Source organism: Pseudomonas sp. FSL R10-0399 (genome assembly GCF_009600165.1).
Classification (GTDB): Bacteria; Pseudomonadota; Gammaproteobacteria; order Pseudomonadales; family Pseudomonadaceae; genus Aquipseudomonas; species Aquipseudomonas helleri.
The window spans coordinates 48,958-64,827 of the sequence record NZ_WIWK01000020.1; the positions used below are offsets into that span (position 1 = coordinate 48,958).

Annotated in this window: 16 protein-coding genes and 2 pseudogenes; 11 read left to right on the forward strand and 7 right to left on the reverse strand. The window is 50.3% G+C overall.

What is annotated here, in order from left to right; all coding sequences use genetic code 11:
• Positions 1–243: 243 nt before the first annotated feature.
• The 5 genes from GHO41_RS08565 to GHO41_RS08585 all read left to right on the forward strand — a co-directional run bounded on the left by GHO41_RS08565 (position 244) and on the right by GHO41_RS08585 (position 5,781).
• Entirely contained in the window at positions 244–1,221 is a 978-nt protein-coding gene (locus tag GHO41_RS08565; RefSeq protein ID WP_178126486.1) for a site-specific integrase, read from the forward strand.
• On the forward strand, positions 1,218–2,684 hold the full coding sequence (locus GHO41_RS08570) for a site-specific integrase (protein WP_153433352.1): 1,467 nt from the start codon (positions 1,218–1,220) through the stop codon (positions 2,682–2,684). Before GHO41_RS08565 ends, GHO41_RS08570 begins: the two co-directional genes overlap by 4 nt.
• 5 nt (positions 2,685–2,689) lie before the next feature.
• Complete coding sequence (locus tag GHO41_RS08575) at positions 2,690–4,858, forward strand: hypothetical protein (RefSeq protein WP_153433353.1); 2,169 nt, start codon at positions 2,690–2,692, stop codon at positions 4,856–4,858.
• Between the two features lie 13 nt (positions 4,859–4,871).
• A complete protein-coding gene (locus GHO41_RS08580; protein ID WP_153433354.1) occupies positions 4,872–5,300 on the forward strand; it encodes a hypothetical protein in 429 nt (142 codons plus the stop codon).
• Between the two features lie 175 nt (positions 5,301–5,475).
• Positions 5,476–5,781, forward strand: coding sequence for a hypothetical protein (locus GHO41_RS08585; RefSeq protein WP_153433355.1), 306 nt, complete (start codon positions 5,476–5,478; stop codon positions 5,779–5,781).
• A 262-nt stretch (positions 5,782–6,043) separates the two neighbouring features.
• On the opposite strand, the pseudogene GHO41_RS30290 reads toward GHO41_RS08585, so the two are convergent.
• Positions 6,044–6,297: pseudogene (locus tag GHO41_RS30290) on the reverse strand (membrane-bound PQQ-dependent dehydrogenase, glucose/quinate/shikimate family); the annotation flags it as partial.
• Between the two features lie 30 nt (positions 6,298–6,327).
• On the opposite strand from GHO41_RS30290, the gene GHO41_RS08595 reads away from it, so the two are divergent.
• The 3 genes from GHO41_RS08595 to GHO41_RS08605 all read left to right on the forward strand — a co-directional run bounded on the left by GHO41_RS08595 (position 6,328) and on the right by GHO41_RS08605 (position 9,304).
• A complete protein-coding gene (locus GHO41_RS08595) occupies positions 6,328–6,960 on the forward strand; it encodes a LysR family transcriptional regulator (protein WP_153433356.1) in 633 nt (210 codons plus the stop codon).
• Between the two features lie 138 nt (positions 6,961–7,098).
• Complete coding sequence (locus tag GHO41_RS08600) at positions 7,099–8,766, forward strand: hypothetical protein (protein WP_153433357.1); 1,668 nt, start codon at positions 7,099–7,101, stop codon at positions 8,764–8,766.
• 22 nt (positions 8,767–8,788) lie between these two features.
• Positions 8,789–9,304: a hypothetical protein gene (locus tag GHO41_RS08605; RefSeq protein WP_153433358.1), complete on the forward strand. Its 516-nt coding sequence runs from the start codon at positions 8,789–8,791 to the stop codon at positions 9,302–9,304.
• A 184-nt stretch (positions 9,305–9,488) separates the two neighbouring features.
• On the opposite strand, the pseudogene GHO41_RS08610 reads toward GHO41_RS08605, so the two are convergent.
• Positions 9,489–9,644: pseudogene (locus GHO41_RS08610) on the reverse strand (SDR family oxidoreductase); the annotation flags it as partial.
• 115 nt (positions 9,645–9,759) lie between these two features.
• On the opposite strand from GHO41_RS08610, the gene GHO41_RS08615 reads away from it, so the two are divergent.
• Together GHO41_RS08615 and GHO41_RS08620 are read left to right on the forward strand one after the other, a co-directional pair.
• The gene (locus GHO41_RS08615) at positions 9,760–10,641 is read left to right on the forward strand and encodes a hypothetical protein (protein WP_153433359.1); all 882 of its coding nucleotides are present in this window, start codon (positions 9,760–9,762) and stop codon (positions 10,639–10,641) included.
• Positions 10,642–10,888: 247 nt separating this feature from the next.
• Complete coding sequence (locus GHO41_RS08620; protein WP_153433360.1) at positions 10,889–11,917, forward strand: DUF4238 domain-containing protein; 1,029 nt, start codon at positions 10,889–10,891, stop codon at positions 11,915–11,917.
• Positions 11,918–12,164: 247 nt separating this feature from the next.
• Here GHO41_RS08620 and GHO41_RS08625 read toward each other — a convergent pair whose 3' ends face one another.
• From GHO41_RS08625 to GHO41_RS08645, 5 genes are all read right to left on the reverse strand, one after another.
• A complete protein-coding gene (locus tag GHO41_RS08625; RefSeq protein ID WP_153433361.1) occupies positions 12,165–13,040 on the reverse strand; it encodes a TIR domain-containing protein in 876 nt (291 codons plus the stop codon).
• Between the two features lie 151 nt (positions 13,041–13,191).
• Positions 13,192–13,377: a transposase gene (locus GHO41_RS08630; RefSeq protein WP_153433362.1), complete on the reverse strand. Its 186-nt coding sequence runs from the start codon at positions 13,375–13,377 to the stop codon at positions 13,192–13,194.
• Positions 13,378–13,719: 342 nt separating this feature from the next.
• On the reverse strand, positions 13,720–14,322 hold the full coding sequence (locus GHO41_RS08635; protein ID WP_371928873.1) for a DUF6088 family protein: 603 nt from the start codon (positions 14,320–14,322) through the stop codon (positions 13,720–13,722).
• Positions 14,323–14,380: 58 nt separating this feature from the next.
• Positions 14,381–14,647: an antitoxin Xre/MbcA/ParS toxin-binding domain-containing protein gene (locus GHO41_RS30680; protein ID WP_153433363.1), complete on the reverse strand. Its 267-nt coding sequence runs from the start codon at positions 14,645–14,647 to the stop codon at positions 14,381–14,383.
• 320 nt (positions 14,648–14,967) lie between these two features.
• A complete protein-coding gene (locus GHO41_RS08645) occupies positions 14,968–15,255 on the reverse strand; it encodes a helix-turn-helix domain-containing protein (protein WP_153433364.1) in 288 nt (95 codons plus the stop codon).
• A gap of 85 nt (positions 15,256–15,340) precedes the next feature.
• Between GHO41_RS08645 and GHO41_RS08650 the strand changes: the two genes are divergently transcribed.
• On the forward strand, positions 15,341–15,793 hold the full coding sequence (locus GHO41_RS08650; RefSeq protein ID WP_153433365.1) for a hypothetical protein: 453 nt from the start codon (positions 15,341–15,343) through the stop codon (positions 15,791–15,793).
• Positions 15,794–15,870 lie beyond the last annotated feature (77 nt).

A 15,870-nucleotide genomic window follows, 5' to 3' on the forward strand; every position in this document is an offset into this window, starting at 1 on the left:
GTCGTAAGTCTTACTTTTGTTGTTCATAAGTTCAAGGTGGGTGTGTTGTCCAGGTGCATGCTCGTGCATGCTGGAACTAGTACCCCATCTATGTGTGTAAGCTTATACGAGGCGACTTACTCAAAAAGTAGTCGTAGGTATAAGGGGACAATTAATACTGTTTTGCATCACGTAGCTTATTTGTTTACATGGGCGGAAAATAATCTGCCAGACCTTGAGTGTCGGTTACTCAAGGGTTGTGGAGTGGATTTCCATGATATAAAAAAATTTGGAAACTGGCTTGATAAAAACATTAAGTCAAAGACGGATGGTAAACAAGTTTGCGGTTATCCTCGTGAGATTATGGGTAACTGTAAAAGGTTTGTACTATGGTTTGTTGAAAGCTACGCGCCAATTAGCTCTAGAGGTTTGGGTGTAAACTATAATTTCCATGAGCTTATTAGGGCGCATGAATTATGCTGGCTTCGGTGCATGTCAGGGAATACCAATGATCCCATCGCTCCTAATATCACGGATGAACAGTTATGTAATATTGAAGCGATTCTGCACAATGCCCTATCAGACAGCGGTGACGAAGGCAGTTCTGCAGTTAGAAACTATCTGATCTATCGGTTAATACGAGCATTTGGTTTGCGTATTGGCGAAGCCTTGGCGCTGAGGTTAAGTGATTTAAACTTGAACGGTGCACATCCATCACTAGAAATTACAAGAATAGATGAGCGCGGTGCTGAGTATCAAGATCCGAGGTCGCCATATCACCCAAAAGTTAAAACTTTGTCTAGGTTGCTCTATTTTGATCCTGGTGATAAAAGTTTGCTTGCTTTGTTAGAGCAATACATATCTTTCCACAGGGTAAAAATCGCGGATGTTGGGGGTAAGAGGCGGGCTTCAATATTCTTGGGGCACGATTTTATCTTTATTGAACATGGTAATAAAAGCTCGGCGCGACCTCTTTCGTGTTCAGCAGCTACCAAAATCGCTTCGTCTATAAGTGCGCAGGTTGGATTCAAATTTCATTGGCATGTTCTCAGGCATGCCACCTTTAACCGCCTTTACGAAGCCGCCTCTAATTTAAAAGATAACGCCACTGAAATGGATCATATCGTTTATATGGGGGGGTGGGCTAGTTCTGAGTCTCTTCGCATATACGCTCGTCGAGCAATACGTGATAGCGCTCTACGAAAGTTAAATAGAATTAACCAAGTGGGGGCTTCTGGATGAGCATCGAAATGGACGAGTTTGGAGACTACAGGGATGACCTCGGAACTCTTTATGTTAAATCTGGGAAAAGGCAGCCTGTATTTGTAAAAGTGGAAGAATCTGTGATTCAAGGTCGATGGCGCCGTGTGAACTGCAAGCTGGATCTGACTGGTCTCGAACTGCCTAAATGTATCGTGACAGCCGCTTATCAATTCGCGATAAGTCGGCTGGAAACTTGTGTGCCGACCGTTTTAATCGGTATGGACAAGCTAATGCGAAATTTGGCAGCGAATTGGAAGTCTGGCTGGCTAGATTTCTCTTCGCTTAGTTTACCTCAATTAATCATGTTGTTAGCTGGATATAGAAAGGATTTAAAGACTCACTTTAGGAAATTTTACATGTATTGCGCGATACATGATTTTTGTGGGGCTGATGAGTCTTTTGCCATTGAATTAGAAGCTCTTACTTTCTCAAGCGCTAAACCTATGCTGGCGGTACTTCAATGGCACGAAACCAAAGGAGCAATGACTGCAGCTGAGCAGGAAGTCGTGCGAACAGAAATGATTAATAAGAAAATGGGCGAAACGATAACAGAGACAACGTCGAGATTATATACATGGATATTATTCGAAACTTTAAAGCGGCCATCACAAGTCGGTGATATTGAGTTTGACGCGTTATGGAAGCCCAGCTCTAGTAACGACTCGCAATATTTCTTAAGGGTACCGAAAGCGAAGTATCAGGCAGGTCAGAGCGATGAAATGTGGCCAATTACAAGGGAGTTGGCACATGCAATTGTCGAGTACTCAGCGCACGACTTCGTGCGTATGGCTCAGAAGGAAACAGGATACTTGTTGGTGTCCTCAGTATTTGGATTTCGAAGTAGGCTTGGAGTTAATTTGAATAAATGGTTCAAGGCTAGGAAAATCATCAGTCCACGAACTTTAAAGCCGCTCGTAATAACCCCCTATAGGATTAGGCATACTGGTGCTACGCAGATGGCTATGTTAGGTGCTTCTGCTCACGAAATTCAATATATACTCGAACATCGTACGCCTTATGCAGTTCAGGTTTACATTGACAGCTTAGCCTCAGAGTTATGTCCTTTAATTGATCAAGTAGGAAGAAGGCTGGGAGGGTTATTCTCAAGTCTCAATGACTTCTTTTTTCAAGGTGCTATTAGCTCCGAAGGAAAAGGTGCTCCGATTCTAATTCCGTCTTCGGAACAGCCCGCAGTAGTTGGTGGGTGTTCGAAGAAAACTAATTGCAGTAAGCACCCTTTTTTTCAGTGTTACAACGGGTGTCGTTATTTCTTGGCTTGGAGGGAGGCAGATCATACGCGATCATTATCTTATCTCGAAGGCGAGCTAGACCGATGGAGAGTTTCGGAAGGGCGAAATGAGAGAAGTAAAGTGCTCAAAGATCTTGAGCAGGTGTATCGCTCAGTTTTGGATGTCGTGGAAAGGATTAAAAAGGGGGGCTGAAAAAAATGAGTATACAGGATAAGTTGTTGGTTAGTGGTGTTCCTGATGCTCTGCTTGCCACCGCTGAAATTTCTATTGCGCGTTTGGATGCACATGTCGACTTTTTTTCTGATGTTTGGGAGATTCTACCGTGGGAAAATAGACCTGGTAACCGTAAAAAGATGCCTCTTCGGTTTGATAAGTTTACAAATAAGGGAGCCAAGGCTGTTGCAAAAATATACATTGCGGAAAAGCGAGTTAACAGACGAATATGCGCGGCGACAATATATTCAATACACCGAGCATTACTTGAGCTTGATGGACAGATCGGTACGAAAGATTTCGAAAAAATTAATACCTCAGATTTCGATGCCATTCAGCTTTCATACATCAGGCGAGGGCATCAAGGAAAAGTGCCTTCATTGACACTTCTTCAGTCATTCGCGATCTGGTTGCGCAATAAATTAGGTCTATCGATCAGTTATGACGCTCCGAAGCTTAGAGTGGGTATTAAGCACGGTCGACACGGAACGGAAGAGGGAAGAGCCGCAAAGCTAATGTCTCTGGAGGTTATAGCAAGATTGTTCAGTCTCGCCCAAGCGCCACATGTCAGTATGCGTGATAAGTTTTTTTTGAACGCCATTGTGCTAGCTGCCGCCACTGGCATGAGAATTAAGGAGCTAGCTTGTCTTCCTGTGGATTGTTTAGTTGATCAAGCTGGAAAATGGGTTGTTAGATTGTTTCCTGAAAAAGGAGGACTTATAACATATCGGCCTTTTCCGCAAGATATGTACCCAGCAGTTCGAAGTGCCGTTGAATACATTAAACAGAACACGGCTGATGGTAGAAGCATAGCGCTTAATTTAAAAATCCAACCCGGATTAGATTGGCAGCTGATTAGAAAATCAGAAAAAGCCTTGCGCTATTTTGCTGCAAAGTTTGCTTCAGAGTGGATGGATAAGATGAGTTTGTTTACTCCCAATGGAGTCTATTTCCGGACAAGTGATCAGTTTGTTGATGCTATTGGTTTGACAGCTAGGCTAGGGTCTGCCGCTGAAACTGCAAAATATTTAGGCACGAGCTTTCGAGTGGTTAGAAAGCTAATCGCTTGTCAGGAAGGAATGAAAAAAAATCAGTATCTTTATGAACAGCCTTTTGGAGTTTTTCATGTTCTTGATTCGAAGGTCTCCAATTGGAAAGAGCGCATCGCGTTTCATCCACATGTTCCGACAGTGAAAAATATGGAGGCTCATTATGAAACCGCACTCAATGATTACGATCATATACGCATGCCTGTAATGGAGGTTCTTGATGAAGCCGTTATACGCCAGATAGAAGGTGCTCGTCCTGTATTTAAAGAAGATCCGCTATTCGAAAAAAAATATGAAAGAAAGTTGCAGCCTGTTGTGCGGACAGCTAATAGTATCTTGTTAGAGCCAGAGGATGCTCTCTTCATCATCCCAAGATACTTTTTAAGCTCTCACATGCGTGCGCGTTCAAATCAATATACGACTGTCTCAAGCGGCATGTTTTTAGTCTGGTTGTTCGATTGTAGTAAGAGCGGAAATTCGCTATTCATTGAAAATAATGTAGTCGATCCTAAAACTGGTGAGATTGTCAAGTTTACTTGGCACGATTTGCGGCACTGGTTAGATACAACTTATAAACAAGGCGGTCTGTCGGAACTCCAGGTCAATACCATCTTGGGAAGAAAGGATCAGAAGCAAGGCGCAGTCTATGACCAAACACCAGCGTTGGAACGGTCAGCAGTAGTCCATGAGCTAATTGCGAGTATTAGAGGCAATAAGGCTATCGGGGTAGTTCAAGATACGTTTAACGAAATTTCCCTGGCTAACCGCCAAACCGCAGAAGCCTACTTACTGGCTGCGGTGCGTATTGTAAATCCAATGCCGCATGGGGGATGTCTTCATAATCTTGCACTCAAACCTTGCCCTCATAGCCTTTCTTGCTTTGTAGAGGGCCCGTCAGGGGAGCCATGCGATCACTTGATTATCGATTCGACTGACAAGGCTCAATATGTGGAATTAAAGTGGGTAAGGGATAACGCGGAAACACTTCAGGAATACATAAAATCTGCAGGTGGAGAATCTAGTCCACAATTTACTCACTTTCAGAATGTCGCAAAGTCTGCAGATAGAATTCTTAATCAGATACTCTCAAAAACTAAGACGTAGGAGTGCATATTGTATGCAGCTCAGAGGTCAGAAGTTACAGAAATTCCTAGAGCAATGTTTGTTGGATGATATTAATTTAAAATTATCTGAAGGTGCTAAATTTCGATATAGCCAAAAGGCCTTTGCTGCGCGTGCAGGTGTCTCGCGCCAGACAATCAGAGCCCATCAAGAGTTTATTGATGAATTGCTTTCTGTACATAATTTGAATCGAAGGGTTTTGGATAAAGATGCGAGGGTTTCAAGTCTGCAAAAGTTGGTGGATAAAATGGGTTTGGAGTTGGAATTGGCTACTAGAAGGTATGAGTCGATGCGAGCGCAGTACTTAATGATATTTGAAGTGCTGGTTGAAGAGTCCTTTGATGTAGCTAAGTTGGCTCCAGTTGCTGTCAAAACAAAATCTCTTCCGTCGAGCGCCGATAAATGTCCGGTGTGCGGTTGCTAAGCCGCCTCTGTAAAGGGGTGAATTACTCAATATCTTTATTTGTGGGTTTCAAGATTGTGGTGGACTACCTGGAGCGCGCTCGCTTAGGTATTTACCAATAGCGGCGGCCCTTCAGGCGATACGATCACTCGGGGCTGATCTGCTCTCATACGCTCGCTGACGTAAGGAGATCCGGATGAAAGTTATCGGCAAGGTCGAAATAGAAGGCGTCACTGATGTCGTTTGCGATGTCTGCCGACTCCCCACAAGGGTAGATGGCGGAGGCCTTCAATTCGCAACGTTGCAGGCTCATTGGGGCTATGGATCAAAGCATGACGGTGAGCGGTGGGAGATACACTTGTGTGAGAGCTGCTTTTTTCAAGCTGTTGCCGGCCTTAAACAAGAGAGGCGTACACAAGGGCTTTTCGACGAGAGCGGTGGTATGCCGGCCGACGATTTCGGCTTGGTAACGAAAGATGATTTCTTTAACGACGGAGGATGATGCTTGTATCCACAGCGCGCCCCGTTCAGCGCAGACCTCGCAGAAAAGCGAATAAAGCCCTTCAAGATCCTGGCGTGTGGTCTGTCTATCGTCCATGTCCATCCTTCAGTCCAAACCTAGCCCACCTTCTATTCATTGAGAGTGGGCAGGCAAACTGGCTCATCGTGTAATTCGCTGTCTACGACTTGTCGGGGGCTAACCTATAGCCACCTTCATGAACGTGCGGACCAGGCCGCACGTTCTCGCAGAAAGTGATCGGTCATCATTTGGGAAGGGCATAGGCTACGACGTAATCGCCTTTTTGAGTCGTCGATGAGTTGCCTCCGGCACTGATGACGACGAACTGCCGACCACTTGATGGCGAAACGTAGGTCATCGGGACGGTTTCTGCGCCTACTGGTAAGCGGCCTTCCAGAGTTCTCGACCGGTTCGAGTATCCAGCGCTCTCAGGTAGTTATCCTGAGTGGCGGCCATGAATATCAGATCTGAAGCTGTCGTGATGGGGCCGCCCCGGGTCGTCACACGCCTTAATGTCGGAGTATCTGCATGCCTAGTGACAACTTGCGCGAGATCCAGGCTTTCCTTGCGATCGCACAGGAGAGGAGCTTTACCCGTGCAGCCGCCAAGCTGGGCGTTTCCCAATCTGCGCTCAGCCATACCCTCAGAGCGTTGGAATCGCGCCTGGGCCTGCGACTGCTCACCCGCACAACCCGCAGTGTGTCGCCAACAGAAGCCGGAGAGCGTTTGATTGCAAGGGTTGCCCCACGCTTTGAGGCCATCCGGGAAGACTTGGTCTCGTTCAAGGAGCTTCGGCATAAGCCTGCCGGGACGGTGCGCATCAACGCTTCCGAGTTCGCAATCACGACGATCCTTTGGCCGAAACTCTCGGAGCTCCAGCCCAAGTACCCGGATGTGAAGATTGAACTGTCGATTGATCCGGGAGTAGGTGAGGTCGCTGTCGAAGGGTTTGATGCCGGCGTCCGCTTCGGTGATCAAATTGCCAGGGGCATGACAGCAGTTAGGATTTCATCAGATGTCCGCATGGCGGTTGGACTCAATGCGAAAGTGGTCCCATCCTCGAGATCCGCGCGGGCGATGTCATCTGGTGCCCTCCAGGCCATGCTGACCATAGCTAAATGTAAATGCGTTGGGGGCGGGGTAAAAAAGTGGGCATTGTGACATTTTCATCGAAAAACGGAGCGAATCGCTCTGAAAGGCCCGATTTTACTGGGTTCATAAACAGGCGCCGCAACGAAGCGTTGACCCTTGTTTACAAGGAGTATAAATAGCGCTGTGTGACACCCTTTGAGAACGATCATGGCTGACAATGCGCTCATCGAGCTGCTGAAGCAAACCGGGCCCCTGCTGAGCAGTGATTTATCCAAGCTCCTAGAAACCAAATCTGGACTGACCCCTGAAGCGGCCAGAAAGCGTGTCGAGCGCGGGTGCGCTGGCATGACCCGTCTCAATCACATCATCTTTCCCCATCGGGCGCGCTTCTGCTATCTCCAAGATGACTATGGTTCTCCTTTGTTCTTCGACAATTTGATGGAGGCCCTGAAGAAAACGCGCAGCTCCTATTTCGCGGCATTACAAGCTCTCGCGCTTCGCGGCAACGTGATGCCTCGCCGGCATTTTCTTATCGCCTGCGGTGCGCCAGTAGCTCAGAAGAAACACATCTCAGCAGAAACCCTGCTGGAGCGTCTGGTGAAAGCCACGCTTGTAAAGGAGGTGGCACTCCCAGGTGGCGAATCCTGTGTGGTGCGATGCGATCACCACCAGATGCTCGAAATGACCTCCATGTGGGCAAAGATGAAAGGCCGGCTCATTGCAGAGAAGGTAACCCTCTTGGCCGTAAAGGATTGGGCCCGCAACCTGGGTATGGTGAGCTACGACTCTGTTGAAACACGCGAGGATGAGGGGTTAGAGGCGTTACCCAAGGTCGGAACGTTCAATTGGGACTTGGCCGGCCCTTCCTACTTATTTCCGATGCGAGAATACGTCAGCACAGCTCTCAAACCAGGCTTCTTCGTTTGCGACCTGGCGCTAAACGGGTGGGTAAATGCCGCCCACCTAGCAGGGTTCGTCAACAAATGCGTGACGCTTCGCAGTCTCAAGAAGGTGGGCAAATGCCTTCAGATTTTTGTCGCTGAAAGCTACCAAACTGAAGCTTTTGCTCTTCTCAAGGAGCAGGGCATCATTCCGGCGACAACCGAGAGCCTGTTTGGCCGGGATGTGGCAGTAGCTTTGAAGAACCTTTGTACTGTATTGACCGACACCGCAAAGCTCACTCAAAACCCGGAAGCGCTGGATAAAATTTTCAACGATTTATCCCGGATCGAAGGCGCGGCTTCCACGCTGCGCGGCAGCCTTTTTGAATTCGCGGTTGCCCAGATCGCGCGGTCTACGTTTTTGGGATATCCCCAGGAGATGAACCGGATTGTCAAAGATAGCATCGGTGCGGAAGCGGAAATCGACGTGCTGGTACACCGTCCGAATCATGAAGTCGTGTTCATCGAGTGCAAGGGAATACACCCGATCAGCACCTTAGATGATGCCGAAGTGGAGAAATGGCTGCTCAAGCGCATTCCTGTGATCAGGGGGTTTGTCAAAACGCACTCCGAATGGTCTGGCATCTGCCAAAGGTTCGAGCTGTGGACGAGCGGCAAGCTTTCCGAAAATGCGACTGCGATGGTGAACGCAGCGCGCGCGAAGAATCCCAAATTGGATATCCAGCTACGTGATTCCGAATACGTCCTTGCTCAAGCCATGAGTAGCAATGATCAGGGGCTGATCAAAGCCTATCGCCAGCACTTCGTGACTCATCCAATGCAGGAGTTTGAAGAAGCCCGCAAACGTGAGCAGCGGAAGGCCGAAAAAGCCAAGGCTAGGTTGAACGCAACTACCTCACAGCCCTCAACCGCGCTACCGGTTAGTCCTCCATCAGCCAGTGCATTGGCCATCTCCACTTTAGCGAACCTTTAATTTTCCCTGCTCGGTAGAAAAAATGAACGCAACAAACAGTCTGGATAGAGCTGAAAGATTTGGTGAAATCTGCCAAGCAATCGGCTTCACCTTGTGGCAGCTACAGATGCTTGAGGGATCAACCGCCCAATTTTTCGTATTGGTCGAGCAAGCCGTACCGCAGATGGGGGAGGAGGAAGGCAACATTCTTGTAACAGAGGCTCAGAAGAAGACCTTCGGAGGCAGCATTTCGCGCCTATCCAGAAGTGAACATCTTCCGAAAGACGTACTGGTGCGCTTCCAGGCCCTACTAAAAGACCGCAACTGGCTGGTGCATAGCTCCAACGCGGATAGCAAGAAAGCTTTGAATGAGGAAGCTGCCTATGTTGGGCTTCACAGAAAGCTGGAATCTATCGTGGAGGAGTCTGCACAGTTGTTGAGGGAAATTTTGGCACTCTCGGAAAAATTCGTCCTTGGACACGGTGTGTCGATGGCGGATCTTGAGACCCGAACTGCCGAAATACTCAAAGAGTGGCAGAGCGAGATGGCCCACCCCTGAGCTCAATCCGCTATTCAAGGCGGAATTTTCTCTTTGAGTACACGAATTCATTAGTCTATGACGCAGTCACCCCGAGGGTATAGTTGGGCCAATACAGGTTCTTGACGTGGGCATTTTGTATCTGCGTCCTGGTACAGAGAGGATCACGTCGCTCAGGCTACCCATCGCGTTGCTGACTTCCTAAGCTCTTGATGCCTGAAGCGGCCAGTGTGCGGGTCGGACCTGCCGAAATGGCGCTGACGCGAGTGCCTTCCGGGCCCAGGCTGCCGGCTAGGTAGCGCACGCCGGCTTCCAGGCGAGCCTTGACCGCCAATACACCTTCATGGCTGTGCTGCTGCATCTGCTCAGGGAGTGGGCACGTCGGTATGAGGTGTCTGATTGTCCCTGAACCAAGGCGCCGCTATCATCGCCCGCTTTGCCACGAAGTATCGCGGTGTTTAGTGAGAGGGATTGCAATGACGTTGTGGGGACCTGTCAACGGTGTGTTTACGGCTTCAGCGTCGTGGTTGCCGAACCTGGATTTTCTAGACAAGTTCCAATGGTTTCCCTTCATCTTGACGGCCACCGCAGCCCTCATCACCGCGTTGATCGGCGCTCGCCGTGGTGCATCGGCAGCTCAGAAGATCGCGAAGAACAGCAAGCAGCATGAAGAGCTCATAAAGGAAATCCGGGCCTGTAACGCTGGCATAACGATTTCTACTTTCATGCTGGATTATGCGGTAGGGGTTTACGAAGTCGCACACCCTATGCGTGAAAACTACCTAGAATCCATGCGGTTGCACAACCTTGGCACACCAGTCATTACACCACAGGAACTTCGTGGCATTTCAGCATCGACTCCTCCAATCGTTGAGCTGAGGAAGATTATCTTTGAAGACGTGACAGCGCCAGTGAGTGCGCTGCGAGCGATAATGTCGTTGTCTCAAGCGGTAGAGCATGCAGTTAATGCCATCGAGAGCCGCAACGAGCTTCTCGAAAAATTCAGGAGCAACCAGTATCCCGACGGTTTCGGTTTTACTGAAATGTACTACGGCATACCTGTGGGCGGGGTGGCCCACAGAGATTACCACGACATCGTCATGAACCTCGCCGAGACAAGTGACGAAATGCTGTTTTTCAGTGAAGTGCTGTGCGTGGAGTTGTATGAGCACGCCTCTGCATTAAGAAAGAGCCTAAAGACGTTCTCGAAAGAGCCGGTGGTTGTCAGGAAATTGCTGTTGAGACCAGATGTAGAGGCTCGGCAGGTTCGGGTCAGAGAGAAATACAAAGATTGGTACGCGTCGATGAAGCCAATTCAAGATATGCGCCGTAAGTGGTGGCAGTTCTGGCGCAAGTAAGGTTATCCCTTGGCCTATCTGCAAGGATCAGGATGTTTGAGGGGGGCGGTACTCGTTGGCCATCACCTGATGATCACCAAGCGGCACCTGAGAAAGCTAATGCGTCGCGCGCGAAGCTGCCTGCCAATAAGCAAGATGTAGAGGCGACGTTGGACTTCGTCCAGGATGGTTCGAGATAGGGTTCGCCGGCGAGCCGCGCAGGCGAGCCCGGTTGCCAGGTGGCAAGGCATTGGAGGATGTAGCAGAAATGGAAAGCTTTAAAAAGGACAACCACTACGTACCTCAGGCGTACCTGAGGCACTGGATGATCCAGGGCAAAGTCCTCGCCTACCGTCTGCTAGTGCCGCATGAAAAAAGCGCGATTTGGAAGCCGCTTTCAACCAAAAGCGTGGCCGTGCTTCGGCATCTTTATACTCGTCTCTCTGGCTCTGAGGAGAGCGACGAAGTCGAGCGCTGGCTTGAACGTGATTTCGAAGGTCCAGGACTCGCATCCATCGATAAGGTAGTTAGCGAGTCGCAGTTGACCCGCGAGGATTGGAACAACTTGTTCCGCTTTGCTGTTGCGCAATCTGTCCGCACTCCTGCCCAGATGCAGAGCTTTATCAAACGGCACGCTGAAACGCTTGAGGCTTTCCTGTCTGAGACTATGGAGTGGTCAGTGGGCCAAATCGAGGCAGCTTCAGCCGCTGGAGTTCAACCTGAACCCCCTCCGGTTCTAGACCCTTACAGTAAGCTGCCGCTGAAGATTCAACGTGTGAAGAATGAGCATGGCGAAGAAGGCATCCAAGCCGAGATCCTGGTTGGGCGGAAATTTTGGCTCTGGCAGATCGAACACGTGCTCAAGAGCACTATCAATCGATTGCCAAATCATCGTTGGACCATCCTACACGCTCCACCTGGAGTCACCTGGCCAACGTCCGATAATCCGTTCATGAGGGTCGGAATTGGGGCGAATGGAGCACTCAGTCTTGAGGGCGGTTGGGATGTACCAGGCACAATGCTGTTCATGCCACTCAGTCCCAAGCACCTCCTGTTCACGTGTGTTGGCTCACCGCCCCCTCGGCGCGGCACCACGTCGAGTCTCGCTCAGGCAGCATTTTTCAGGACGATGATTTTGACCGGGGCCCATCACTACGTATTTGCGACAGATACGCGAGATATTGAGGAATACAGGCCCCGCACCGTCTGTCCCGAGCAGTTTAAAGCAGTACGTAAGCATTGGGCGGAATGGCATGAGACCCAGTCGAGAGAGGAAGCCAATTATCCTGACATGTGATCAATCGAGTCCTTTTTGCTTTGGGCAGGTGTATCCCGACTGCACCATGGCCCTGGTGGTGCCGGGATACTGGTGAATATTCACTAATCAGCGAATTACGGAAATAAAAAGCCCGCCGTAATGGGCGGGCTATCAGATGTCTCCGAGGGGAGGCTCAGCGCCAACGAGGTCTCGGAGCAAGCTGTCACAGGTTACGTTTTCTGGTCTGTGTCTACCAGCGTTATCAACGTAACCATGACAAGCGGGGCTAGCCGCGCATCACCTTATTCCAATCAATCTCATAACCGGCGTCTTGGAGTTCACGACTCAAGGCTTGCTTCCAACTGTCGTCGTTCATCGGCGTCCACACTACGCCTGCAAAGTCGCTTGGAATCTCAACCTGACCGCGCTTCAGTGCGCAGACTCTTTCCCGACCCAGGCAGCCGAGGAAATAACCTAGCTCCAACAGGACGTTTTGCCTTGCACGCGGCTCCAATTCCCCACCCTTTACACAGCCCTGGTCGTCAGGCGTGAGCAGTACAACGGCAAATCCTACGCCTCGGTGTCTTTCTATCTTCTCGATCACCGTCCCGCCACGGTTTGCCTGCTCATGCAGAATGATTGGCTCTAGACCAAGCTTTTCAAGGAATCGAGCCACCGACTCTCGTGCTCCCTCGTCATGGCCATGGACAACGAACACTCGACCTGAGTGGACGACTCTATCTTCAGGGGATGATGTGACCTGGATCTCCCCCGAGGCTGAGAGATCCGCCAAATCCTCCTTCAAACTTTTCTGTGCTTGCTCAAGCAGAGCAATAGAGTTTTGTACCCTGCGTTGAATTGGGGTGCAGTAGTCAATCTGCTGTCCGGTACTGACGATCATCGGATAGTACGTGAGGTCTGCGGCGGCTGCGTAGGTCCGATAGGCACTGGTATCTTCCCCGAAGCATCTGGTCAGACTGTCCTTTATGGCAACCTGCATAGCCTTAAGCTCAGGTGTGTTTCCATTCCGGACGGTGTTGAGGTCAAAAGCGTGGAGCTCTGCAATTCGTTCAGATAGCCGAGCAAGGCCACGGTCGATCTCTTGCGATGTCAGTTTCATCTTCGGCTGTGGAGGTACAACAGAGGGAGTTTTTCGTGCCATGGTCTACACATTCCTTGGTAGCGGTAGGCCATTATTGCTGATTTGAAATGTCCGATCACCCTCGGGAGGCCCCGGACGCGTCTGGTCTCTTGCCCGGCCATGGGTAACTCAATGATCACTGACGCTTCGGCTGACCGTTTAGGTGCGACTTTTAGCGGACGAATGCCGGCAGTGAAGTCGCTGCGGGCTGATGTCGATAGAGCGGCATCCATTTGCGGATGACGTTGGCGTTGATGCCGTGGCTGATGGCAACGCTGGACACGGTTGCGCCAGATTGCAGACATTCCTGAACGACTTGGGCCTTGAACAGCTTGGGGTAAGAGCTTCGTTGGCGCATAGAAATCCTGGCGATAAGGGTGATCGCGTCCGCTTAAAAATACGCGGACACCATCGCCCTTAATGCTGGAGTTCGGAAGGTGAGTTCGCCGGACGCTTACGGATGAGCTAACGTTCAAGACGGTTCGGAAGACTGGTGAGAAGCTGGCGGTATCGAAGCCTGGAGCTTCACTAACTAGCCATGGAGCCTCTTTCAACCCTTGGCCGGCATCTGAATTAAGGGGCATGTGCGTGGCTCATTGCCGGCAAAAGCGGCTCCACAATACTGCGCAGGCCTGGAAAATGGTGATGCTTCTGCGGGAGCCGGCGTAGCTTACTATCTGCGGTCTGCCTGTTCGCGGGTTTATTCGCGCGCATTCCAATTGCAATTGGCCAGTGCTGAGCGCATCCACTTAGGCATTTTGCACGTCATAAGCTTATTGAATTCCTCGTTATCGAGCGAATTGGCGATCTTGATCGCGATCTGCTCAGTTACGCCATTTTCTCCGAGATAGAAAAGGGCGGTCAGTGCCATCCCTATTTTCGTTCCCGCTTGTTGGAGTCGTCGGCGAGACGCATGGCGCAGCCGAACAACCGCGTTACCAATCTTGATCTCACGTGTCCTTCCGCTGGTGTAGAAAGTGGGCAAAACCTGCATTTGAACACTTAGCCCCAGTCGGCGAAGAGCTTCTGCACCATGGATCTGAATAGTCTCGCCTCTTGCCCTGGCAACGGCTTCTAACACAGAAATCGGGTTGGCTCGAATCATTTTGCCCGTGTATCGGCTGCGCATGGGACGCATGTAAACACCGCGGGCAACACGCTCCAGAGAACCACTGAGCACCATCCGAGACAGAGCTTTGTTTACCGCAGTGCGTGAGCCCGTTCTCTCGAATACGTTCCTAACAAAGGGCCTCCCCTTACGCATACGCTTGATACGGTTCGAGATAGACTCTGCGATGGACACAGCTGATCCTATGTCAGACGAGTTGTGGGCAGTTACTCTGGCATGGAACCCAGCGGAGTTAAGCGTAGACACCGTATTCAATTCGTCCTAGAAGTGTCACCACTTGTTGGTAGCCCGATCGAGTTACCAAGATGCTGCAAGGGGACTGATGCCTTAGCCCGATCGCTGGCTTGTACAGCCATTGAACGGCAAGCACACGACCGCCAAGCACTAGCGTTGCCAGATGCAAGGTTTGTTCGCACCTTCCCTTGAAGCATCGGTGGTCGATGCTCCAACACCCCTGTGGTGAACTTGGGCACAGCGCTAGTATCTGAGGATCGTTCATTTGCACACCTCAAAGGTGAAATCCTATCTCTCAACCGGCAAGTCGGCCAACGGGTTCCATTCCTTTGCCGACTTGTGCCGCTATGTCGAGGAACCTTCCTTGCGTCTGTTCCCGCCCTCGCAAAAGCTCCCGGGCGCCGCCTTCATTTTCTGCCTTTAGACGCCACTTGTCAGTCTTTACCTTCCGTCGGCCCTTCATTGCCGCTCCTCTGCCTCGTAGGTTGCGCCAAGGATCAACTCAGCCGCTGGGTCAGACAGCGCAGCCCTTGGTTGCATCCTATCGGACATCTCAGTTCATGCTGAAGGGGCAAGCGCCCATCCTCATGGGGCCAATGGTGTCACGCTTAGCTCCTCACGAACTCGCTCAATGATTGAGTCCAGGGTGGCATCCTTGTCCATAAAAAGGTAGCACTGGGTCAAGATCGTCAAAGGATGGACATTCATGGCAGAGGCGAGCCCATGCACCATTTCGAGGGTAGGGCCCTTTCCTCCGGCTTCCAGTTGACTAAGGTAGGTTTGGCTACTGTGGCCGCCGAAATCTTCTTGGCTGAGGCTACGGGATTTTCTCAGCAGCCTCATTGCCTTACCAAATGCCTGTTTCAGCTCCATTTTTTCATTCCTACAAAAGGAATGATGAAGCCGTCTTGAACGTCATACATCCATTAACTATTGTTAATATTTTGAGGGTTTTTCGATGTTCAAGACCTATAGACATGCCGAACTCAGCCCAGCGGGCATTTTCGGCGAGCCTGCCAGCCGTCACTGGAAATTTATTGAGCTGGAACTGCACCACCCATGGTTTTACGTGGAGCTTGTGCGCGATTACGGTGACGACATCGTGGGCAGCATGCTGATGATCCCTACGGTACCGATCCTGAAACAAATGCTTTCGGAGCTTGATGACCGCTCATGGTTCGCGCAGGCTCACCTGATGTCCCCTGGTCACATGAGGGGAGGGAGCGACTGGGTGATGGAACCGCTCCAGGAAGTGAGCATTGCTGAAGATGCTTCAGGAGCGGAAGAGGGGTACATCTACAAGGTTGTAGGTGGGGCCTGTTACAGCATTCATCACTCGCCCCAGCAAGAAAACCTTAAGGTCACAGAAATTATTTTTTTGGCTGAGCGCGATCTGCGCGTGAGTGGATGAGCCTGAATTCAACACATAAGTGCAACGCTCACCCCTGTATGCACTTCGTACGGCGTCTTCCAGCCCAAGCGCTTGCG